This is a genomic window from Paenibacillus sp. MER TA 81-3, assembly GCF_023713585.1.
Classification (GTDB): Bacteria; Bacillota; Bacilli; order Paenibacillales; family Paenibacillaceae; genus Paenibacillus_B; species Paenibacillus_B profundus.
In genome coordinates this window covers 72,342-96,087 of sequence record NZ_JAMAWB010000023.1, presented here as the reverse complement: position 1 = coordinate 96,087, position 23,746 = coordinate 72,342, and the positions used below count along the sequence as shown (strand labels likewise).

21 protein-coding genes and 2 pseudogenes are annotated in these 23,746 nt (G+C 48.8%); all 23 read left to right on the top strand.

The genetic code is table 11. The features are described 5' to 3' along the window. A partial coding sequence (locus M3650_RS25730; protein WP_251578896.1) for a polymorphic toxin-type HINT domain-containing protein occupies positions 1–921 on the top strand: 921 nt, incomplete at its 5' end. Positions 922–934: 13 nt separating this feature from the next. Next, positions 935–1,417: a hypothetical protein gene (locus M3650_RS25725; RefSeq protein WP_251578895.1), complete on the top strand. Its 483-nt coding sequence runs from the start codon at positions 935–937 to the stop codon at positions 1,415–1,417. Positions 1,418–1,679: 262 nt separating this feature from the next. Next, positions 1,680–2,977 (top strand): annotated as a pseudogene (locus tag M3650_RS25720) (polymorphic toxin-type HINT domain-containing protein); the annotation flags it as partial. Between the two features lie 442 nt (positions 2,978–3,419). Continuing rightward, a pseudogene (locus tag M3650_RS25715) lies at positions 3,420–4,238 on the top strand (polymorphic toxin-type HINT domain-containing protein); the annotation flags it as partial. Positions 4,239–4,538: 300 nt separating this feature from the next. After that, a complete protein-coding gene (locus M3650_RS25710; RefSeq protein ID WP_251578894.1) occupies positions 4,539–4,916 on the top strand; it encodes a YxiJ-like family protein in 378 nt (125 codons plus the stop codon). A 152-nt stretch (positions 4,917–5,068) separates the two neighbouring features. Beyond that, positions 5,069–5,224 (top strand): hypothetical protein, encoded by a 156-nt coding sequence (locus M3650_RS25705; RefSeq protein WP_251578893.1) that lies wholly within the window; start codon positions 5,069–5,071, stop codon positions 5,222–5,224. A gap of 1,395 nt (positions 5,225–6,619) precedes the next feature. Next, positions 6,620–8,839: a hypothetical protein gene (locus tag M3650_RS25700; RefSeq protein WP_251578892.1), complete on the top strand. Its 2,220-nt coding sequence runs from the start codon at positions 6,620–6,622 to the stop codon at positions 8,837–8,839. A 53-nt stretch (positions 8,840–8,892) separates the two neighbouring features. After that, a complete protein-coding gene (locus M3650_RS25695; protein WP_251578891.1) occupies positions 8,893–10,086 on the top strand; it encodes a HEAT repeat domain-containing protein in 1,194 nt (397 codons plus the stop codon). 31 nt (positions 10,087–10,117) lie between these two features. After that, the gene (locus M3650_RS25690; protein WP_019421382.1) at positions 10,118–11,506 is read left to right on the top strand and encodes a glycosyltransferase family 2 protein; all 1,389 of its coding nucleotides are present in this window, start codon (positions 10,118–10,120) and stop codon (positions 11,504–11,506) included. A 53-nt stretch (positions 11,507–11,559) separates the two neighbouring features. Continuing rightward, positions 11,560–12,363: a response regulator gene (locus M3650_RS25685; RefSeq protein WP_251578890.1), complete on the top strand. Its 804-nt coding sequence runs from the start codon at positions 11,560–11,562 to the stop codon at positions 12,361–12,363. A gap of 34 nt (positions 12,364–12,397) precedes the next feature. Further along, entirely contained in the window at positions 12,398–13,765 is a 1,368-nt protein-coding gene (locus tag M3650_RS25680; RefSeq protein WP_483311791.1) for a nucleotide sugar dehydrogenase, read from the top strand. After that, the gene (locus tag M3650_RS25675; RefSeq protein WP_251578886.1) at positions 13,758–14,693 is read left to right on the top strand and encodes an SGNH/GDSL hydrolase family protein; all 936 of its coding nucleotides are present in this window, start codon (positions 13,758–13,760) and stop codon (positions 14,691–14,693) included. The genes M3650_RS25680 and M3650_RS25675 overlap by 8 nt, the downstream gene beginning before the upstream one ends. Before the next feature lie 291 nt (positions 14,694–14,984). Beyond that, on the top strand, positions 14,985–15,677 hold the full coding sequence (locus M3650_RS25670; protein WP_251578884.1) for a hypothetical protein: 693 nt from the start codon (positions 14,985–14,987) through the stop codon (positions 15,675–15,677). A 186-nt stretch (positions 15,678–15,863) separates the two neighbouring features. Next, positions 15,864–16,103, top strand: coding sequence for a hypothetical protein (locus M3650_RS25665; RefSeq protein ID WP_251578882.1), 240 nt, complete (start codon positions 15,864–15,866; stop codon positions 16,101–16,103). Next, positions 16,043–16,615 carry a ribosomal protein L7/L12 gene (locus tag M3650_RS25660; protein ID WP_251578880.1) on the top strand — a complete coding sequence of 191 codons (573 nt, stop codon included), beginning with the start codon at positions 16,043–16,045 and terminating at the stop codon, positions 16,613–16,615. Before M3650_RS25665 ends, M3650_RS25660 begins: the two co-directional genes overlap by 61 nt. Before the next feature lie 51 nt (positions 16,616–16,666). Then, positions 16,667–17,989 (top strand): SMI1/KNR4 family protein, encoded by a 1,323-nt coding sequence (locus tag M3650_RS25655; RefSeq protein ID WP_251578878.1) that lies wholly within the window; start codon positions 16,667–16,669, stop codon positions 17,987–17,989. A 100-nt stretch (positions 17,990–18,089) separates the two neighbouring features. Continuing rightward, the gene (locus tag M3650_RS25650) at positions 18,090–18,413 is read left to right on the top strand and encodes a hypothetical protein (RefSeq protein WP_251578876.1); all 324 of its coding nucleotides are present in this window, start codon (positions 18,090–18,092) and stop codon (positions 18,411–18,413) included. An 89-nt stretch (positions 18,414–18,502) separates the two neighbouring features. Next, positions 18,503–19,210 (top strand): B3/B4 domain-containing protein, encoded by a 708-nt coding sequence (locus M3650_RS25645; protein WP_251578874.1) that lies wholly within the window; start codon positions 18,503–18,505, stop codon positions 19,208–19,210. Positions 19,211–19,309: 99 nt separating this feature from the next. After that, positions 19,310–20,311, top strand: a complete 1,002-nt coding sequence (gene uvsE, locus M3650_RS25640; protein ID WP_251578873.1) for a UV DNA damage repair endonuclease UvsE — start codon at positions 19,310–19,312, stop codon at positions 20,309–20,311. Between the two features lie 121 nt (positions 20,312–20,432). Continuing rightward, entirely contained in the window at positions 20,433–21,203 is a 771-nt protein-coding gene (gene fabI / locus M3650_RS25635) for an enoyl-ACP reductase FabI (protein ID WP_019421372.1), read from the top strand. A 128-nt stretch (positions 21,204–21,331) separates the two neighbouring features. Then, entirely contained in the window at positions 21,332–22,156 is an 825-nt protein-coding gene (locus tag M3650_RS25630; RefSeq protein ID WP_251578872.1) for a sulfite exporter TauE/SafE family protein, read from the top strand. 105 nt (positions 22,157–22,261) lie between these two features. Further along, on the top strand, positions 22,262–23,119 hold the full coding sequence (locus M3650_RS25625) for an inositol monophosphatase family protein (protein WP_251578905.1): 858 nt from the start codon (positions 22,262–22,264) through the stop codon (positions 23,117–23,119). 121 nt (positions 23,120–23,240) lie between these two features. Beyond that, positions 23,241–23,495, top strand: coding sequence for a hypothetical protein (locus M3650_RS25620; RefSeq protein ID WP_251578871.1), 255 nt, complete (start codon positions 23,241–23,243; stop codon positions 23,493–23,495). The last annotated feature ends 251 nt before the right edge of the window (positions 23,496–23,746 follow it).

The window sequence follows — 23,746 nt, the reverse complement described above, 5'->3', positions numbered from 1 at the left end:
TACACTGAGAGTGATCACAACAGATTTAATTACTTGTTTGGATTGCTAACACAAACAAGCAGCTATTCGAACAGTGCAGGAAATGCAGACTGGGCAAGAGGACAGTTAATAGAGGCATATAATAAATGGCATCAGGAAATATCCTTTGCTGAATCCTTGGCCATGGGGGCTGCCGCTTTGCGTGTTGAACGCGGGGGAGCGAAGGGACAGGCCCGCGGATGTAACTGTTTTACTGCTGGAACCAACGTTCAAACAGACGAAGGGGAGAAAAATATCGAAGACATTGAAGTCGGAGATAGAGTTCTTGCCAAAGACGATGAGACAGGCGAGATGGCTTACAAGGAAGTGGAATGGCTCTTCCAACGGGACGTTGAAGAAACGTATAATATTACTGTTGGCAGCGAGGACATAACGACAACCGATGAGCATCCATTCTGGATTGTCGGTAAAGGTTGGGTGGAAGCACAGTACCTAGCGGTGGGCGATGTTCTGACAACCTCGGATGGCAAGGAATTAGCCATTGAGAAGATTGAGGTTAAGAAGGAACATGCTACGGTTTATAATTTCAAAGTTAAGGACTTCCATACGTATTTTGTCTCGAACCTTGGAATTTGGACACATAATGCCTGTTTAAGTGTTTCTGGGAAAAAAGGTTGGACATTACATCATGGTTCTATGGATGACTTTACAAAGAAAAATGGTTATACCATTGGAAGCCAGAAAGATACTTTTGATATGAAGAAGAGTATTGTTTATAACAAAAATGGAAAGGCAATCGGCGAGATTCATTATAGCCAACCCCAATACGTCGGAAATAGCACTAAAAATGCTCAAACTGGAAAATATTTTCCTGATCATTTTCAAAAGTATAAGCCCGGAACAACCGAACTCATGAATGAGCACATTTATTTTAAGTATTAAGGGGGTGATTTAGTTGGCTGAATCAGCTATATACTACTTGAAAAATATTTATGGCTATGGAGGAACTGAAAAGGTAATTGAAATTCTTTCAGTTTTTCCGAATATAAACCAGACAATTCATTTTGCATATATTGAGAGCAATATGGATTCGGAAAAGCAAGAAACAATAATGTATCTACAAAAAAATAAATCAATAGTTAGCAGAGAATGGCTGTTTCCATATCAGGCCCCTATAGCTGTACCGAGTATACTATGGTATAAAACAACAGAAAAAATAGATATTAGAATCGCAATAAGTATCGAATCATTATTCAGATGTATAGTGCTCTCTAACGAGAAACCGATACATGAAGCATCATATGTCTTTTATGTGATCGAAGATGAATACAACCAAGTTTTATGTATTTATGCCAAAGATAAAGAAGATTTTAACAACAGAGTACTTCCTGCTATTTTGAGGTTAGACATTTCTATAGCTATTAGCAAAGAATTATAATAATTACTAGACCTCGGGAAATTTCTTCCGCAGGTCTTTTCTTTTATTACCACCCAGTGTCGAATAAATCGGGCGGTTATGTCCAAACGAACTAAATCATCATCAGCCCAATATGATATTCCCCTAATTTGTTCGCACGTAAAAAGTGTTGAATAATATACCCTTTTATAAAACATACCAGTCGCCTACGATGATGACACTTAATAAAATCACGATCATGGATCCGAACGGACATCAAATCGAAAAGTGGTTCGATCCGTAAGGAGATGTTCTGAACCGCTATACATATGATATCTGGGGCAATCCATTAACCCAGGAGGAGCAAGTACCGAATATCTTCCGCTACTCGGGAGAGTACTGGGACGCAGATACGAATCTACAGTATTTGCGTGCAAGATGGTATGATCCGAGTATAGGGCGGTTTATTAATGAGGATACGTATGAAGGGGATCTAGGGAATCCGCTGAGCTTGAATTTGTATTCGTACGTGGCCAACAATCCGTTGAAGTTTATTGACCCTAGCGGGAACCGATATATACCTTCAGAAATGAAGAGCATTATAGACGCGGCTATGAAAATAAACTCAACCAATGATGAACTGTACTGGGAATTCAATTCTCTATTAGGCTCACAGTTTGAGGCGGTTACACTGAGAGTGATCACAACAGATTTAATTACTTGTTTGGATTGCTAACACAAACAAGCAGCTATTCGAACAGTGCAGGAAATGCAGACTGGGCAAGAGGACAGTTAATAGAGGCATATAATAAATGGCATCAGGAAATATCCTTTGCTGAATCCTTGGCCATGGGGGCTGCCGCTTTGCGTGTTGAACGCGGGGGAGCGAAGGGACAGGCCCGATCGGTTGGAGGATGTAACTGTTTTACTGCTGGAACCAACGTTCAAACAGACGAAGGGGAGAAAAATATCGAAGACATTGAAGTCGGAGATAGAGTTCTTGCCAAAGACGATGAGACAGGCGAGATGGCTTACAAGGAAGTGGAATGGCTCTTCCAACGGGACGTTGAAGAAACGTATAATATTACTGTTGGCAGCGAGGACATAACGACAACCGATGAGCATCCATTCTGGCTTGTCGGTAAAGGTTGGGTGGAAGCACAGTACCTAGCGGTGGGCGATGTTCTGACAACCTCGGATGGCAAGGAATTAGCCATTGAGAAGATTGAGGTTAAGAAGGAACATGCTACGGTTTATAATTTCAAAGTTAAGGACTTCCATACGTATTTTGTCTCGAACCTTGGGCTTTGGACTCACAATGCATGTGGTGTTAATAAATGGGGTAACCAAAAGACGTTACAAGACCATTTTGATAGGCATGGTGCTGATTTTGGTGCAAAGACCCCTGATGAATATGCTAAGAAGGCAAATAACTTCTTTAATAACAGAAGTAAGTACCAGATTAAAACTGATACTGATGGAACAATCAGAGTGTATGATTCGAAAACAAATACATACGGATCATACAATGCTGACGGTACAACCAAAACTTATTATAAGCCAACATCGCCAACTTATTGGAGCAGGCAACCAGGGAAGTGAGGTAAATATGAAGAATCGATGTTTTGTATGCATTTATGACGGACTTTATGAACCTCCGTATGATGATAGAGGAGTCTCCTCTGACGAAATATGTCCATGTTGTGGATTTCATTACGGTTACGATGACGATGACGTAATTGATAAAGAGTTTGTTTACAAAGAATGGAGAGAAAAGTGGATTAGTAATGGTTGTATATGGTTCTCAAAAGGACGAAAGCATTCTAAAGATTGGAATCCTACCGAGCAATTGAAAGGACTTAAATGATTAATATCAACCTTGAGGGAATATTCCTTCAAGGTTTTTTCTTTTCCCACCCAGTGCCGAATGAATTTGGCGGCTATGTCAAAGATAACTTAACCCTCATCAGTCCCATATGAGTTTTTCCTAATTCGGATGTACGCACATTATTTGTTTCAAGTGTTGAATATTTTACCCCACCTGGTCAGATGGTATGATCCGAGTATCGGGCGGTTTATTAATGAGGATACGTATGAAGGGAACATCAAGAATCCGCTGAGTTTGAATTTGTATACGTATGTTTATAGCAACCCATTAATACATGCTGATCCGACGGGGAATTTTGTATATCCAGTCTCTCCTGCGCTGACCTGTGCTGTTGATATCAAAAATTGTGGTGCCAATTTAAATGCACAAGTTGAGGCAAGTAAGACATTAGCAGTTGAAGGCGCTAATTTCTTAATCCTAGATGATATCAATACGATATTAAATCCTGATGGTTCATTTAATGAAAAAGCTTTTACAACAGCTAGCTTTCTTCCTTGGGAAAAAGTATTAAAAGCAGCTAAGGTTGGAACAAAAGTTAAAAAAGCAATGGGAGCACTTGAAAAATGTAATTGCTTTACAGCTGGAACGAAGGTTTTAATAGATGGGGAAAAGAATATCGAAGACATTCAAGTCGGAGATAAGGTTCTCTCGAAGAATGAAGAGACTGGTGATGTAGCTTATAAAGAGGTCACCGCTACGTTTAACCATGAAACAGATGAGATTTATAAAATTCATGTGGGCGACCAAACCATTGAATCGACCTTTAACCATCCGTTCTGGGTAGATGGAAAGGGATGGACGTTTGTTAAAGACCTCAAGGTTGGAGATTTGCTTGTTCAGAGCGATGGGCATACACTCAAGATAAACAGCATCGAACTGGAACATAAGCAGGTTACCGTTTACAACATGACGGTAGATGACTTCCATACGTACTTCGTTAGTGACCTTGGGATTTGGGTGCATAATTCGAATTGTAACTTTACGAAATGGAATAAGGGGAGTTTTGATGCTGTAGAAGGTTCTGCTGAATATCATTTTAAGAAACACAGCAAGGAAGTTGGAGCGGAGGATTTGGCACAGTATCTTAGAAAGGCTGAAGAATTTGCTAAAACTGCAAAGAAAGGTTCGACAAAAAGCCAAGTTTACGGTGCTGTTGAAGGTACAATTCGCTATAAAAAGAACGGTAAATATATTGATGTCGCACCGGATGGGACTATAGTTTCTTTTGGTAAGCAATGATTTTTATATTTTTTATTTTGGTGGAGGTTTGGAGTGTTGAATAAAGAAGAATTGTTAACAAAAATATCAAACCTGTATAAATTTCAACTAGTTAATCCCTTTCCATATGAGGATACAAGCAGGATAAAGGTTGATTTCCAGACGGATTTTGAGTTACTTGAAGATGAAAGTTTAAACGCAGATTTTAATGATTATTGTACTGTAATTGTTGGAACGATTAGTTATATTTTAAAGGGTAATGTTGCTAAAATCCCTAAAAAGCAAATTGATTTATTATGTAAAAGTTTCTTTGAACGTTTTCCTCAATACTGTTTTATTGAAGCAAGTTTGGTTAGCTATCCTGACTTTCAAAATGAGTACAATAATCATGAACAAACAAGAAAGCTAATTCTGGAATTTTTGCACAGCAATTAACGCGTATCAAGCTATATGCCTTTTAATTGATGAAGACCTTGGGGGAATAACAACTTCAAGGTCTTTTTTTATCCCCCTCCCAGTGCCGAATGAATCGGGCGGCTATGTCAAAGTTAACTTAACCCTCATCAGCCCCATATGAATCTTTCCTAATGTGGATGTACGCACATTATTTGTTTCAAGTGTTGAATATTATACCCTACCTGGCCAGATGGTATGATCCGAGTATCGGTCGATTCATAACGGAGGATACGTATGAGGGGGAACTGACGATTCCGCTCAGTCTGAACAACTATTTGAAACGATAGAAATAGGGGGGACCCACTTATTTCTCCATGGTCAATAGCTCTACCCGCTGTACAGACCGTCGCTCAAGCTCTGGAGCGGGGCAGGACTGGGGTAATGGAAGCGAACATACTTTCACTGTATGCGCCATGGTAGTAACTAATCTGGTACTGTCAGAACCGAATGGGTTGCCAGGGCTCAACGTCCTACAGTACAAAAAGCGGGGGAACAATTGCCCGTCCTACATCAATTTTCCTCATCTGCACCACGTCATCTTTACCATTAAGAAACGTTTAAGCTCAAGCTTTCCTTTAAACGTGGTCACTTATATTGAATAAGGCCTACATAGAGGTAGTATCCTCATGCGGATCAACACTTTACACAAAAAATAAAACCTGCAATTTCCCGGCTCCAAACAGGTAACCAGTGCTGGACGTTGCAGTTGGAACCAAAATGGGAAAACATCCGCTAGCACCACGGCTCCAACTGCAAAAGTACATTTGTTTTGCCCCATTACTTCCCCATTTATGGCGCCGGACTGCAAAAGTGCAGCTCATTTTCGCGGGACCACACAATAAATGGTAAAACCATCGATTTTAACTACACAATTGCATTTCAAAAGCCGAAAAAGCCGGATTTTAGCAAAAATTACTGCACAATTGCAGTTCGCCCCCCTCTATCCTTACGTGCCCCTGCCACTTAGAGGGAAAAGAAAATACCTCCTCCTCTACTATGGAAAGTGGACCCAAAAGAGCCTAATGGACACACCTGTTCCGCAAAAGGCACAGGGACTCGGCAGACTTTAGCATCAGCCATAACGCCTGCATGCGTCTAGCGGTCAAACACTGATTTTAAGATAGGTCTGATTCCTCGTTTGAAAGCGCACACAAACTAGACTATGAACATTGGCGTAAATAAGGGATGAGGCACTGCTACTCGGCCGTAGATCGTCACATAAAAATCTTGTAAACAAAAATAGTAAAAATATCCTATTTTGAAAGTTAATAATGTATTTATATGTCGAATGCATAATTGTGACCAAAGACCTGATATTCTAGGTATTTTTGGTAAATAGGTTACAAAGCCGAAACTTTTTGCAATACCTTGCGTCTAACTACAACAAGAAATCGAATAGAGAAAAAATCCTCTGCAGTACTCCACTTATCAAGCTGGATTGCCGAAAGTGAGCCGCTTGATTGCGGGCAAACTCTCACGCCCACATAAAATTTCATCAAAGGGAATTGGGTCCCAAATTCAAATCACGACTATATAACCATGTTATTCCAGTCGATTTAGTGGTTATTATTGGTTGTATGGTGATGGTAATTGTTCTAGGAGGTGTTCTAACCCGCGCCTTTAACTATTTAGCGCGATGACTTATAGATTTCATAGAGAAAGGGTGGAATGGGAAAACACACATGAGCCGCAAGAGGAAATGGAACATTGTCGCTGTATCGTTTGTGCTCTTAATCGGCGTTTTTGCGGGAGGATTTTATTTACTGCAGGATTTTCTCTATCCGAAACCCATCGCTCTTGCTGACGCGAGCGGCATCAAGGTCAAATTCAAGACCGAGGGCGACCGCTTCATGGCATATGAGAAGGACGGGTTCAAGCCAATCTTCGTGAAAGGCGTCAATCTGGGAGCTACCGTACCAGGCTATTTCCCTGGCGAATTCCCGATTCAAGAGGACGACTATTTGCGATGGTTCGAGCAAATTCGCGATATGGGCGCTAACGTCATTCGCGTCTATACCGTGCATAAGCCGGTCTTTTATGAGGCGCTCGTTAAGTTTAACCGGGACAAGGGTGACCGCCCGCTCTATTTCATCCAGGGCATTTGGTCCCCGGAAGAACAGCTTATAGAATCGCAGGACGCTTATGTGCCCGAGATCCAGCAGCAGTTCAAGCAGGAGATCGAGAAGGCGGTCAGCGCCGTCTATGGCGATCTGGAGCTGCCGGAATTGGCGGGTGTGGCAAGCGGGACCTATAAGGCTAATGCAGGAGACTACTTGATGGCGTGGCATCTCGGTACGGAGTGGGACCCGGTGATGGTGGACAACACGAACAACAAGCATCAGGCACTCAAGCCGTATGCAGGCACTTATTTCACCGCCGCGGCGCAAGCATCTCCATTCGAGAGCTGGTTAGCCGAGATGATCGACCATGCCGCCTCCATCGAGAATCGTTACGGATGGCAGCATCCGATGACGTTCACGAATTGGGTGACGACCGATGTCCTGACGCATCCGGGCGAACCGTTGTATCAGGAAGATTTGGCGAGTGTGGATGCAAGGCATATTGAGCCTGTGAAGTGGAATGCCGGTTACTTTGCCGCATACCATGTGTATCCGTATTACCCTGACTTCTTCCACTTGGACAAGTCACTGCAGACGCTGAAGGATGAGCAAGGTAAATTCAACACCTATAAAGCCTATCTGCGCCAACTTAAAGCCCAGTTCACAGATATGCCTGTCATGATTACGGAATATGGCGTCCCATCCTCGATAGGGGTATCTCACTTGGGAATGGGCGGCCGCAATCAAGGGGGGCATGATGAGCGGGAGCAAGGGCGCATCGATGCTTCGCTTACGCAGGACATTTACGATGAGGAGTTCGCTGGGGCTATCTTGTTCATGTGGCAGGACGAATGGTTCAAGAAGACATGGAACACGATGGATTATGAAATTCCGGATGACCGCCGCCCGTATTGGTTGAACGTATTGACCAATGAGAAGATGTTCGGTTTGCTCGGGATGTTTCCGAGTAAGGAGGACACCCTCGTTATAGACGGGGAGGCAGGTGATTGGGACCAATTGCCGGATAAAGTGCAGATCAAGACGGAGCTGCCGGGAATCCGGGAGATGTGGGCAGCTCACGATGAGGGGTATGTATACCTGTCGCTGCGGCTTGCCGAACCGTTCGATCCGAAGCGCAAGGCATTGTATATCGGTTCCAGCACGCTAGGCGGAGGCAACCGCAGCATGCCGGAGCTGCCGGGAATCACTTTGGACGAAGGACTTGAGACGCTAATCGTGCTCGGTCAAGACGAGGAGAGTGAAGTCCGCATCGCGTCCAACTACGATTTCCATAACCGGCTGTACGGACCATCGGGCTATTGGATGATAGAGCCGAAGCCGGGAGAGTTGGCACCTAATTCGGGACGGTTCAACCCGTGGAGATTAGCCGTCAGCTTGAAGATGGAGCCGCCGGATACGAGATCCGCGCATCCATTCGAAGATGTGACGGTCGGTAAATTGATTCGGGGGACGAATAATCCGAAGGATCCGAATTACAATTCTCTTGCTACCTGGCAGTACAAAGGTGATTTTGTGGAAATGCGCATCCCATGGATGCTGCTTGGGTTCGCGGATCCAAGTTCGAATCAAGTCATCAGCTATAGTCCGCTTCAGGACAAACGGGTATTCAAGACGGAAACGACCGAAGGCATTCGCTTTCTGCCTTGGGTGTCAGAACGCAGTGCATCACAAGCAAAGAAAGACAAAGCAAAGGCATCTAAGCCATACGCACTACGCAATATCCCAGTATACCAATGGAATCAATGGGAAAAAGTTGGATATACAGAACGATTGAAACAAAGCTATGACGAGATGAAGCAGCTCTTTCACCGTCTTAACTAACTTTAGCGGCCAATGGCGCGCGACTTTAACCGATAAAAGGAGGCAAACGTCAAATGTTTTCCAATTTGGACCTTGCCGTAGCTTTCATTTACGTGTGTCTTGGCTTAATCGGATTCGGAGTGCTGATTTTGCTCATGATGAAAGCACGCAGCATTATATTGGAGCGGAAACGGGCAGCATTGCTGGAGAAGCATCAACCCTATTTTGTCTACTTGCAGCGGCATATCGTTGATCCAGACCCGTTCCAACCGCCTAAGGGACCGCTTAGTCCATTAGAAACGCGAGTCATACAGGACAAGTTGATGGAGTGGATTGAAAAATTCCGGGGAGCACAGCGGCAGAAGCTGACCGCTCTGTGCGAGGACATGGACCTCGTGCAGCTGGATAGGAAACAACTTAGCAGTATGTTCTATGCGAAGCAAATGAAAGCAGCTTACCGTCTGGGGGGCATGAGATCCGCGCAGGCGGTTGAACCCTTGATTGAGCTGATGAAGCAGGAAAAAGACGGACCGCTACTGCACGTATTAGCCCGATCCGTTGCCAAGTGCGCGGAGCATCTAGACCAGCTGTATGTGATGTTGCAGCAGCTGACCCGTCACCGGAAAGGGAACTATTTGAATGCAGCCGAGGTGCTGGAGGAGACATCCCTTGATGTGACGCCGCTGCTCCTTCAATGCATGGAGGATCGGGATCACAATCTGGTGAAGACCGCATTGCTCGCTTTACGCGGACAGACAGGCGTCACTTTAACGCCTGCCCTGCTCCGACTTGCTGACAGTGACGACAAAGAAATACGTTCCCTTGCAGTTAAAATGCTTGTTCGTGCCGGCAATATCCTCCCGGAGGAAACCATCTGCTCATGGTTGACCGATCCGGAAGGGGAAATCCGTGCGGCTGTTGCAGAGTCGCTTGGACAATTCGGCTACGAAGGCAGCATACCTGCGCTAAAGCAAGCATTAACCGATTCTGACTGGTGGGTGCGCTATCACAGCGCGAAAAGCTTAGCCATGATGGGAGATGCAGGATTCCGAACGCTGTGTGAGGCAGCGCTGGAAAGAGATGATCCCTTCAAATCCGACATGGCCAAAGACCGTATTCATGAGGAGCTCCTGCGTGAGCATTTCTTCGCCAACCGGCGCAAGCAGATATCGGGCGCTCACACGAAACAGTCGCTGTATGAGCAATATTTCGGCCAAGCATCATCCGTACCAAACATTCGCGGCATAGGAGGCGATTATTCTGCTTAGAGATTTACTTCTCAACTACGGCTATTTCGCGATGTATTATGTCATCATCGTCAACACTATATATTTCGGCATTATGCTCTTTTCATTGAAGAGCGTCTTCTCCATTGTGCGGAGAAAACGATACGCGTTAAGCGGAAGCTTGGTGGGATCGGAGCACGTTCCGCCCGTATCCCTGCTCGTTCCGTCCTATAACGAAGAGCTGACTATTATTGAAAATGTCAGATCGTTGATGACGCTCAACTATCCGACCTATGAAGTCATCGTTATCAATGACGGATCCACGGATGAGACGATGAAGGTGCTTATCGACGAGTTCGAGCTGTTCCACATGGACAACTTGGCGGTTCGATATTCAGTTAATTGCACGAAGATTAAAGCAATCTATCACAATCCGGAATATCCGCATTTGTATGTCATCGACAAGCTGAACGGCGGTAAGGCGGACTCGCTGAATGCGGGCATTAATTTCTCGCATTATCCGCTCATCTCGTCGATTGATGCGGATTCCTTGCTGGAGAAAGATTCGCTCATTCAAATGGCAAATATGTATATGTCCAATCCCGAAGAATACGTCGCCATCGGCGGCAACGTGCGTATCGCCAATGGCTGCACGATTGAGAACGGCACAGTCAAGGAGGTTCGCCTGCCGAAGAAATGGTGGCCGATGTTTCAGACGTGCGAGTATTTAAAGGCGTTCCTCGGCGGACGCATCGGGTGGAGCGCGATTAACGGACTCATTATCGTATCCGGCGCATTCGGACTGTTCCGCAAAGACTACATTATTAAAGTCGGCGGTTACCGTGGCGGTTATCCGGGTGAAGACATGAACATCATCATCAAGCTGCACCGCTATATGCTGGAAAATAAATTGCCTTACCGCATTGCCTTCTGTCCGGAAGCTGTCTGCTGGACTCAGGCTCCGGACACGTATCATATTTTGTCCAATCAGCGCAAGCGCTGGGGACGGGGAAATCTGAAAAATATGATCGAGAATTATGATATGACGTTTCGTCCGAAGTACAAAGTATTCGGCATGCTGTCGCTCCCGTATACGATCATTTTTGAAGCGCTCAATCCGTACTTTAAAATTACGGGTCTGCTCTCTCTGATCGGCTACGCACTGTACGACATGACAAGCTGGAATATCGTCGGTGTGTTCCTGACGATCAACTTCTTGTCTGGGCTTCTGTTAGCCATCGGATCACTCTTGATCGAAGAAATCGCCTTTAAGCGTTACCCGAGAGTTAGCGACATGCTCCGCATGCTGGCCTTCAGCGTGCTCATGTTCTTCGGCTATCGCCAGCTCGGGAGCTTATGGCGGATTCAGGGACATATTCAATACTTTCAGAAGAACAACTCTTGGGGCGCAATGACCCGTCAAAGCTGGAAGGAAAAGAGCGAACAAGTGAAATCGGCCTAAAGGTCCATGTTCAACACTAACTTAGCGATAAGGAAAGGTGGTATTAACCGTTTATGCTGCACACTGCAGAACAGCAATCCGAATTCGTTCCGTCTTTTAAACAGACGGTGCATCATCTCTGTTCGAATGATCCCGAGCATCAATTAGGAATCATCTTCATTCATGCCGGTTCGATGGGCCGCGCGTGGGAGGGAGAAATAAGCAATTGGTTGAAGGCGGAGCGTACAATTTCATTCGAGTTGATGATCGATGATTCGCACCACCTGATTGCGATTATGCTGCGACGAGCAGCTCTTGATGAAACGCATTATTATGCGCTCCAGTTAAAGATGCTGCTTGAGCAGAAGTTTGCCGGTCAGCCGATTGTATGCGCAATTGCTGCCGTTGCTGATGCTGCGGAGATCGAAGAACTGATCGAGGGCCGCTTGGCCGAATTGACGGTCGGCGGCGCCTATTCCGATATCCGGGTTCTGCATGATGAGCTGCGGCCTATGGATGCCAGACGGATTCTAGTGGTCGACCATGATGAGAGCGTCCGGGAATTTCTGAACATATGGCTTACGATGAAGGGGTACGAAGTGTACGAAGCGGAAGATGCCTATTCCGCTTTGGACCGCATCCATTCCGAGCCGTTTGATCTCATATTAACCGAGTTGAATTTATATGGTATTAATGGCTTGCCGTTCATTTCTCACATTCAGAAGATGAATCTGAACCCTGCTCCGAAAATCGTCATTCTGTCCGAACAGCGGGTGGAGCAGACAATAGACTATTGCTATCAACAAGGCGTCAACGACTACATTACGAAGCCGTTCTCGCCCGTTGAATTAGATGAAAGACTCAGTCGTTGCTTCTAGACATAAAAAATAGAAAGTATGGAAGGTGGAACCTGTGAACATGTATGCTGCTAATTTGAAACATGCCATCGAACACAAAACGTCTGTCGTCGGAGTGATTGGTCTAGGTTATGTCGGTCTGCCGCTTGCTATCGAGATGTGCAAACAAGGATTTCAGGTGGTTGGGATCGACGTGGACCCTACAAAAGTTGAGAAGATTCATACAGGTCACTCTTATATTAAAGATGTGAGCGATGAAACCTTGATGGAATGCATGAACACAGGAAGATTGTTTGCTACGAGCGATTACAGCCATATTCAATTGCTGAACGCGGTCAGCATCTGCGTGCCTACTCCGCTGAGCGAGAATCAGGATCCAGACACTTCATATATTACGCAGGTTGTCGAACAGCTGAAGCGTTATATGAAAAAAGGGCTGATGATTACGCTGGAAAGCACGACGTATCCGGGAACGACGGAAGAGCTCATTCAGCGGGAAATCGAAGCGATCGGGTATCGTGCGGGTGAGGATTTCTTCCTCTGCTTCTCGCCGGAACGTGTCGATCCGTCCAACGAAAAGTATAATACGTTCAATACGCCGAAAGTGATAGGCGGCGCGACGCCGGCGTGCTTGGAGCTTGGGACCGCTCTGTACGGACACATCGTGGAATCCGTCGTTCCGGTATCTTCCACGAAGGTGGCTGAAATGTCGAAGCTGCTGGAGAACACGTTCCGCAGCGTGAACATCGCATTCATTAATGAAATGGCGATGATGTGCGATCGGATGTGCATCGACATTTGGGAGGTCATCGATGCCGCTGCAACGAAGCCGTTCGGATTCATGCCGTTCTATCCTGGACCGGGCATCGGCGGACATTGCATCCCGCTTGATCCGATGTACTTGTCCTGGAAAGCGAAGGGCTTCCGTTTCTACAGCAAGTTTATCGATATCGCCCAAGCGACCAATGCCAATATGCCGTACCATGTTATGGAGAAAACATCCCGGATACTGAACGAAGGCTCAAAATCGCTTAGAAATTCGAAAATATTAATTCTCGGCATGGCCTACAAACCGAATATCGATGATTTGCGGGAATCCCCGGGTCTTGAAATCTATGAGTTGTTTAAGGCGAGCGGTGCTCAAGTCGATTATTACGATCCGCATGCGATTCACTTTAAAAATAAGACAGGCAAGACGGTGTGCACAATCGATTACAACCTGCCAACCTTCAAAACGTATGACTGCATGGTGCTGATTACGAATCATCAATCGTTTGATTATGAAGAACTCGCTGATTTGAATATCCCGATTTTGGATACTCGTAACGCTTTCAAAGGTATTAAACGACCGAACATTTACAAGTTGGGTTATACGGCGCAGCCAAGCTCCAATGAAGAATGGGAAGAGGCTGTTCTTGTCTAATAAAGACAGAGCCTCCGTGCGCCCGATCGCGCGGGTAATAAAGCGTTACACCAGGTTCAGACATAAGCGATGGACTACACTCATTCTGTTACTGTGCTTCTTTGCAGTCACGCCGCTGCTGTTCTACTCCGCGGGAGCGAAGCAGACAAAAGCGACATGGCTCTGGGACACCGAATGGATTCGGGACGCCCCGGATGAGGTCATATCCTTCAGCAAAGACAATCAAGTCAATTTAATATTCGTGCAGATAAGCACTGACGTGAGAGAGGTGGAATACCGTCAATTTATTCGAAAAGCGCACGAGGCTGGCATTGACGTTCACGCTTTAAAAGGGAGTCCGGAGTGGGCGCGGGCCGATAAGCAGGAGGAGGGCACGGAATTCATCCGTTGGGTTGCCAATTACAATGAACAAGCCGGGCCGGAAGAGCAGTTTACAGGTGTCCATCTCGATGTGGAACCGTATCTGCTGCGAGGCTGGAAGGGGGATCAAAGCCGGATTGTGCGCGAATGGTCGCACAATATGTCCCGCTGGCTGAGCGAGGCCCGTGCAGCAGGCTTGTACATTGCGGCAGACGTTCCTTTCTGGCTTCATCGCATTGAAGCGTCAGAAGGCGGAGGCAGCCTCAGCGGATGGATGCTTGAGCGCTTCGATTCGCTTACTATTATGGCCTACCGGGATCATTCGGATTCCATTTACGATTTAGCAATCGATATGCTCACAGAAGCAGAAAGTGCGAACAAGAAGATTCTGATCGGCGTTGAGCTTGGACCGACGGACGAGGGCGACTTCGTTACCTTTCATAGCAAGTCCGTGAACTATTTTGAAGAACATTTGCAGGAGGTAGGGCGGCAAAGTGTCGACCATCCGTCTTACGGAGGGGTTGCCGTGCATCACCTGCGAGCTTGGTACGAAAAAGTGAATCCTTAATGAACGGAACGGAGCGGCTCAGCCGCTCCGTTTTGTTGGTTCGTGCGGTCAGGTAGCGGATATTCTCTGAGGCAGTGCTCGAGCTCACGTAAAGGTATGTTCTTTCTCAGACACTCTTTTGTCCATTCTCCCCAACACTCAGAATTTGCGATTGGTTGAAGCACCGATGTATACAGCTTTATACGTTTGCCGCCGAATACAAGATAAGAAAGGGGCAAGTTGCGTGGAATGGACAGCGGGTTGTCGGGGCTTTACAATTTAATAAGGGAAGAAAAAAGGAGGGTGAACGGGTTGAAGGATGGTAGCATGACTCCTTATGTAGATCAATTAGTAGAGGCTTTTTTGCAGGAAAGGGCATCCCAAGCCGTATTCGAGCAGTTATTTGCCATTTCTAGCTGTGATCCGAAGCAAATATCCGTGTTCGTTATCGCGTTCATGGAGCGGATATCTGAAGGTTCGACTGTGCTCGGCACGGCTTTCGGCCTGCTCGCTATGGAGAATTGGGATGAAGTCATCCAAGCAGCCATGAAACATTTACGGTCGAACCCTGCTCATGAGGGCGCAGCGGATGCGATCGCCTATGCCAGCCTGCAATGTCCGGACAAGCTGTCGTCCTATGTTGAAGAGCTGTTCCGATTGCAGCCGAATGAAAACGCTTATTATAGCGCATGGTTCTGCAGGGCTGCCCATGAGAAGGACATCGAACAATGGATACATACATTACACGATGCGGAAGTGAACGATCCGGCATTCGGCCACAGCTTGAATGCGCTGCTGGAAGCACGAACCGAGCCGGCGCTCCGTGCGGTCATCGAGCGGATCGAACGGCTGCACCGAGATGGCAGCCAGGCGAAGGCCGTCCGGCACCCGTTAGACTTGCTGCTTGAGGAAGCCGGTTACCGGCTCGCCGAAGGGGAGCTTGAACAACTGCAGCGAGAGGATGGCCTTCATCGCCCAACTCGATTCCGATCTGCCGACGTCTGACGGTGAGGAATGGATGTGGGGCAGCGGCGGCATCGCCTATATGTTCTGGTGCGACGGTTGCCGAGTCAGCGGCTATAGGTGGCAGTGCACATGACCATTTAATGGTCCAACTGACTTTAGTATGAGTGGGATTGATGTGGTGTGTAGAAGTTGGTTGCAACAAGATGTTGCGAGGAGAGTGAAGAGATGGTGCTGAACATACCGCTGGACTTGCGGGAATTGCTTGGCCGGAGCGTGCTTTGTTCCCCGGCTGCGGCGTATATCTCATTTTCACTGGCGAATATCGCAGATATTGAGAGCTACCAGCTCGGCTATCGAATAGATGGGCTTGCGGGGGAAGATCTGACCGGCTGGGAAGAGGGGGAATGGCTGCCTTATGGCTCGTCATCGGGCAATGGGACGGGGATCCGTACTTTGTTGATATGACGGAAGGCGAAGCGGACTATCCCATTTATACTTCTGTGCATGGAGAAGGCCCTTGGGAAGCGGAGGAATTCGGCTGCACTTTTGTGGAGTGGATTCGGACGTTGGAATGCTTGCTCGTCGAGGCGAAGCGTCAGGCAGCAACGGATATAGAACAGATTCGTGCGCAACGGAGCAGCTTCGATATTTCGCGTTCATTCTTGGAGGAATGGCTGGAGAGTCTTCTCGAATGGGCGCAGTGCAGCGCGGAGGAACGGCCGCCGCTGGAACTGGACTTCCGGACATATCAGCTCGTGCTGACCGATGCCGGTCCGAACCGGATCAAGGTGCTGAAGTTAGTGCGGGAACGACTGCAGCTAGCGCCGACGGCGACGAAGGAACTGCTGGAGCACGAGGAAGATCTGGTCATCGGCACAGGGACTAAGGAAGAACTGCAGCCATTGCGAGATTTACTGGAAGAAAATGGGGCGAAGTCTGTATATCAGCTGACGGATGCAGATATCGAGATGCCGTAAAGCCGTCTGCGCGCCGATTGATGATAGTTGGGGAAATGGAGGAGGAGAACAGTGGAACAAGTCATGCAGGCATGGGTTGAACGATGGGGAGCATTGATGAAGCGGCTTGAGCAGCAAGGTGCGCGGGTGCATCCGTTAGAAGTTCAGCCTCCAGCCACGGAGGCGGAGCTTGTGGAAGTGGAGGAACGAATCGGCATTCCACTCCCGTCCGTGTTCCGCACATTGCTGCAGCAGGGAGCGAAGGAAGTCGGGATGTACTGGTCGCTGCCGAATGAGGCGATGCTTCCTGACGAGCTCGAGTATACGCCCTCCGGCGACTTCGGCTGGAGCTTAAGGCAGCTCGACTGGCCTTATTTCGGCGGTGACGAGGATGACCTGGATGAACGGCGTTATTTGCAATTTCATACGGCTGGCAACGGGGATGCGCTGCTTATCGGTCTGGATGACGGGGCGGCGGATCCATCGGTATGGTATTGGAGCCATGAGGAGGGGGAGTTCGACCTGATGGCCCCGAGCTTCACCGAGTATGTGGAGCGGGTGACGTCCCTTGGCTGTATCGGCGCGGACTGCGGACAGCACCGGCAATTTTGCAGCGAAGGCGGCCTGGACTTGGGCAGCTCCACCGCGCAAATATGGACGACTTGGCTCGATGTTTTCTTGACGCTGACGCTAGAGCAGTCGGCCGCCAGTCTGGAATCGCTGCTCGCCTATGCCTCGATGCATGGGGCAGAGGAGCAGGCCGTCAAGGATGCGTTCGCGCGGTTTGAACGAACCGCAGTGTTTGACGCTTTGCAATCCAGGGTGGAGCATGCTCAGCAGTCGGATCACAAGCAAGCCTGGAGTGAAGTCATTGTGCATGTATCAGCTACAGAGGCTGCGGACTGGGCAAAATCGCTTTGGCACGGCAACGAGGCGGTTCCCGGTTGGATTCGGGACTATTTGACAGCGCATTGTCTGCCTGAGGAGGAAGGCTTGCCGCTCGTCATTCGAGAAGTGGAGAGCGAAGAGGCAGATGGTTCCGTACATCCTTATACGGCTCTTCATCGCTTGCGGCATTTCCGCAGCAGCGCGATCATTAGCTGGATGAAGCCTCATGTTGCCTTCCCGATCGGCGGTTGGGACTCGCTCTTGGCTGTATCGCAGCCAAGCGCAGAGGAATTGATAGTGTGGCTGAATGGAAGCAACGCCGAGCGGCAGACGGCGCTGCATGCCGTCTGCCGCATGATGAAGCAGCAGATCGTTCCCGTCACTCGGATAGATGTGGCGGAATGGGAGCAGGTATTGTCAGAATGGAGAGACAAGGAAATATTGCGGAACAACAAGCGGATTTTCGATGAAGTCATCTCGAAGCTGGACGACTGGCACGCTTCCTGATGACAGGGGAGAGTGGCTATAGGCAACAAGAGGCATAGTTGCCAGACATCCCGTATTCGTGGTTCAATAAAGAATAGAACGAAGCAAGGGAGCGAGTCACATGGGATTTCAGACCGAGTTCAATTCCGTTTGCAAGTTTAAGACCGAACAGGAGCTGTATGAGCTGCTCGAATACGGCCGCGGCAAGATGACGAAGCAGGGCTTCCGCGTGTTCCCTGCAGGCCAGAAGGTAATTGCGTATACGCCGGACAATACGGCGGTCGCGATTGTCAAAATTGTGGCCTCTATTGCCGAGATTAACTTCCAGGGTGAAGAAGTGACCGAAGTAGAGATGGAGCTTATCCGCAAGCTGAATGAAGAAGAATCCCGGGTACAGACCGCGCTGGCGCACGAGATGTTCTTCGGAGACCCGAACCGGAAATAAATGATCGTCATGGAAGCACCGGAAGCCGTATGGGCGGAAGGGGCTTCTTTTGCATTCATTTGCATTAAGCCATAGGAGGTTGTAAACATATGAAATTTACCGTATCTGAACAAGTATTCGAGGCATTGCCGAATGTATGCTTTGGCATCGTTGTTGCTAAAGGAATTGACAACACGAAGGTCTACCCTGAAATCGAGCAGCGTCTGCAGCAGAGTATCGCTGAAGTGGAAGCGAAGTTCGAAGACGTCCGTGCCAAGCAATCGGAAGAAATCGCGCCGTACCGCGATGCGTTTCAGACGCTTGGCTTCAATCCGAACAAGTTCATGAGCTCGATTGAAGCAATGGCCTCGCGCATTGAGAAGAAGAAAGGCTTTCCTAGCATTAATCCGGCAGTCGATCTGGGCAATGCCATCTCCTTGAAATATCTCGTTCCGATGGGGGCGCATGATATGGAGCAAGCGGGAGAGGACATTTGCGTGCGTTTCGCCAAGGCGGGTGATACGTTCGTGCCGTTCGGTCTTGGACAAACGGAGGCGGAATCGCCAGATGACGGGGAACTGGTCTATGCCGTGGGCGAGCAGATTAAGACCCGCCGTTGGATCTGGCGGCAAAGCGAGCTAGGCAAGATTACTTCAGACAGCCGCCACATTTTCTTTCCGATTGACGGGTTCATGGGCCGTAATGACGCTCAGGTTGCCGGCGCAAGAGCAGAGCTGGCAGAGTGGCTTCAAGCGCAATTTGGCTGTGCGGTTCTAACCGGATGGGTGGACCGCAATAATCGGAAAATGGAGCTGTAGGCGCACTCGACGAACATAGGTCAGGCTAAGCACTCCTTATAATGGTTACGATAAGGAAGAATATGGCGCGAAGGCGCTGAAAAAGGAGTCTGATGGAACGTGCTTGTGCGCTTCGGCTATGTGGCAATGTCGATGACGGTGCAAAATGCGTCCCCGTCTCGTACGATGACGTATGCGAATTTCAGCAAACTGGACGACCGGGATGCCGGACTGCGGCGCTTGGAGCGGCTGGCGGAGGCGAATCTGCATAACACGCTGCGCCTATTGAAGCATAACCGCGCGCATGACATTCAGGTGTACCGTTTCTCTTCGAAGCTCATTCCATTATCCACCCATGAAGCCTTGATGGGTTGGGACCCATTTCCTGCACTCGCAGAGGCATTTTCCGCAGTCGGCGCCTACGTCAACAAGCATGGAATGAGAGTATCCTTCCACCCGGATCATTTCACCGTCCTCAGCACGCCGCGTGAGGAAGTGCTCCGGAAATCTGTAATCGACTTGGAATATCACCTTCGGATGCTGGAAGCGATGGGGCTTGATGCGCGCGCGAAGAACAATATTCACATCGGCGGCGCATACGGTGATAAGCAGACAGCGGGCGAACGCTTCGTGGTGAACTTCCGGATGCTGCCGGAAGCGATTGCGCGTCGCATGACACTGGAGAATGACGACAAGACATTCAATGCGCCGGAGACGTTGGCGATTTGCGAGGAGCTCAGCGTGCCGATGGTGCTCGATATCCATCATCAATGGGTGAACAATGAAGGCGAGAATACTGCGGATCTATGGCCGCGCATCGCGCGGACGTGGGAGACAAAGTACGGGCAGGCGGATGCGTCTAAGCAAGATCCGTTGCCGCCGAAGATTCATGTGTCGAGCCCGAAGAGTGAGAAGGATATACGAGGGCATGCGGATTATGTCGAAGTTAAGCCGCTGCTCGAGTTTTTGCGAGCTGCCGCGAGGTATACGGAGCGGCTGGATGTCATGCTGGAGGCGAAGCGGAAGGACGATGCGTTGCTGAAGCTGATGCAGGATTTGGCGGCTTATGCGGGCGAAGGGGTAACCCTGATGAATCAGGCGAGCGTCCGTATCGATCCTTAATGGACTTGCTACTTGAAAATCAAGCGAAAATACGATACGTTGGACAAAGAACGTTTACCTCATTCTTTTCATTCTGCAATGAAATGGAAGAATGTGTGTCGGCGAGAGGAGGAATAATACGATGACTCAATTACTTGAGGGTAAAAATATCGTCGTTATGGGCGTCGCTAACGACCGCAGCATCGCATGGGCGATTGCACAATCGTTAGCAGCTCAGGGTGCGAGATTGGCATTTACATACGAGAGCGAACGTGTAGAAGGACGGGTGCGCAAGCTGGCGGAGACCATTCCGAATTCGGTCATTCTTCCATGCAATGTTACGGTGGATGCAGAAATTGAAGGCTTGGCAGCTCGACTGCGCGATGAGTTCGGCACACTGCACGGATTAGTACATAGCATTGCATTCGCCAAGACGGAAGAATTGGAAGGAATGTATGCAGACACTTCCCGTGAAGGATTTGCCCTGGCGCATGATATTAGCGCGTATTCCTTGGTTGCTGTTGCGCAGCGCTTGCATCCGCTGATGACCGAGGGCGGAAGCATCATGACGATGACATACCTCGGCGCAGAACGCGCAATGAAGAACTACAACGTTATGGGTGTCGCGAAAGCGGCGCTGGAAGCTTCGGTCCGCTACTTGGCGGCCGATCTGGGACAACACAATATCCGCGTCAACGCGATTTCGGCAGGTCCTATCCGCACGTTAGCTGCGAAGGGCATCAGCGATTTCAACTCTATCTTGAGACAGGTAGAGGAGAAAGCACCGCTGCGCCGCACGACGGAGACGGCGGAAGTAGGGGACACAGCGATGTTCCTGATGAGCTCGTTGTCCCGCGGGATTACGGGTGAAGTCATTTATGTAGACAGCGGATACCATATTATCGGCGTTTAACTAGACGCGCATAATATGCGAGACGTTGTACAAGCGTCCGCCTTGTCATGCGCATTTCTTCGACAGAATGAATGCACGTGGCAAGGCGTTTTTGTCATCTTCTATATTGTGAAAGTAGGAATGAAAACATGATAGGCACGATATTGTTCCTCGCGCTGATTGGTCTCGTGGCCGCAACCTTTGGCAGCCTTGTCGGCCTGGGCGGCGGCATCATCATCGTGCCGGGACTTATCTTTCTCGGTCCCCATCTGCTCGGGGGCCCCGTCTCCTCGCAGACAGCAGTTGGAACTTCACTCGCGGTTCTCATATTTACGGCATGCTCTTCGACTCTGGCCTATATGAAGGTGAAACGCGTCGATTGGCGCAGCGGTGCAGTCTATTTCATAACGAGTGGACCGGCTTCCATGCTTGGCGCGGCGTTGACCGAGTATTTCAATGACAACGTATTTAATCTTGCGTTCGGATTTTTTATGCTTGCCATGGCCATCCTCATGATGATAAAAGAGCGGTTGAAGCCGTTCGACATCTCGTGGCGAGAGACGCGCGCCATGATGGACGCCTCGGGTCAGGTGGAGGAGTATGGTTACAGCTTAGTGCCCATGCTATTTATCGGTTTTGCAGTCGGGTTCATTTCCGGGCTGTTCGGCATCGGCGGGGGTTCGTTGTTTGTTCCTTTAATGGTGCTTCTATTCCGGTATCCGGCTCATATTGCCTCAGCCACGTCCATGTTCGTTATTTTTCTCTCATCTATCTTGGGCACAAGCGTGCATGCTTGGAACGGTTCCGTTGATTGGACACTCGTGGCAATACTCGCGCCAAGCGCATGGCTCGGCGGACGAATCGGGGCGACGCTCGCCAATCGGATGACTGGACGCGGGCTTCTGCTGATTCTGCGCATCACGCTGTTCGTATTAGCGGTGCGTATGATCATGAGCGGCTTGGTGGCCGAATGACGGTTTTTGCGCTTACAAGGATATTCGAACGAAACTTCACTATAGAAATGACGTATAGTTAAGGAAGTATGATTACCATTTTTTACAGAAAGTAGCGTGAATGCCTTGAGCACTTCGGACAAGACTCCTTATGTTGTCACAAGTAAGAGTTACACCGCGGTAGCGGTCAATTGTGCTGCTAAGACGGGTGAATGGATTAAGAGCAGATTAGGTCAACACAAGTCACTCCATATAAAATCTTCCCTGCATGACTTGGTTACGGAAGTCGACAAGGGTGCAGAGCAAATGATACGTAAATTGATTTTGACACATTTTCCGCAGCACGCCATTTTGGGGGAAGAAAGCGTAGAGCCGGGAAGCGAAGCTTCCAAGCGCGCGTTGGAACAAGCCCAAGAAGAAGAATATTTGTGGGTCGTCGATCCGTTGGATGGGACGACGAACTTCGTACACGGCTTCCCATTCTATTCCGTATCGATTGCGTTGGCCCATCGCGGCGAAGTTATCGTCGGCATTGTATATGATCCGATGCGGGACGAACTGTTCGTTGCGGAGAAGGGGAAAGGGGCTTACGTGCACGGGAACCGCATGCAGGCAGCTCCGGAGAGCAAGCTGTCTGAGAGCCTGCTGGCAAGCGGCTTCCCTACGGAACGCGATCGGGCGCTGCCTGGCAACTTGGCAGGGATCAACGCCTTGGCCCCGCAGGTGCGCAACATACGCACCGCAGGATCGGCCGCACTGCATATGGCATACGTTGCAGCAGGAAGATTAACGGGCTTCTGGGAGTTGAATCTGAACGCTTGGGATTTGGCGGCGGGTAGTCTGCTTATTTCCGAATCTGGCGGCCAGATTACGGACACATTCGGCAAGCCGTATCACTTGGGCGTGCGCGATGTGGTTGCTTCCAACGGGCTTATTCATGACGCTTTTATCGGCGCGCTGAAGGATGGAAATGCGCAAGGATAAGAAGCAACAACCTTCACACGTGCTATGGTGCGGTCATGCCTGGCTTCAAGACCTTTTCGTGGCATGAATGATCTTGGTCAAGCCCATACTAACGCCAAAGCGTATGAAGGAGGAGGCTTCCATGCCTGAACGAGAAGAACGAAAACGTCTAGAGGCGGAATTGAGCGGCTTTCTGACTGAAGGGGAGATGGAGACGGAAGATCAGGATGCAGCGGTGAGACGGCGCCTAGCGCCCCGAACCGAAATTCGCATCCAGACGTCCATCGATCCGATCGTGGAAGAGACGGCGCGATACCGCAAGATGGCCAAGGAAGTGGATGACCGTTATGACGGTTATTTATCGCGGGTGAACGATAAGAAGAAGACAGATGAATAACCGTCAAAGACGGAGCATAAGCATATGAGCCGGCCCTTAAGGGCCGGCTTTTTTAAAAGATATGAAGCAAGATAAGAGTCGTCGAAGTACTCTTTCGTTCACTCTCCCCATCATTCAGGCTGGGCAAGGAACAGCTCGGCAAGCTGGAATTTACGATCGATGGGCAGTAGAACGTGGTGTCTCAAGGGGAATCCATCGTCATACCGTGCGGGGCGAATCATGGGGTGACAGCATTAGAGAAGAGTGTTCTG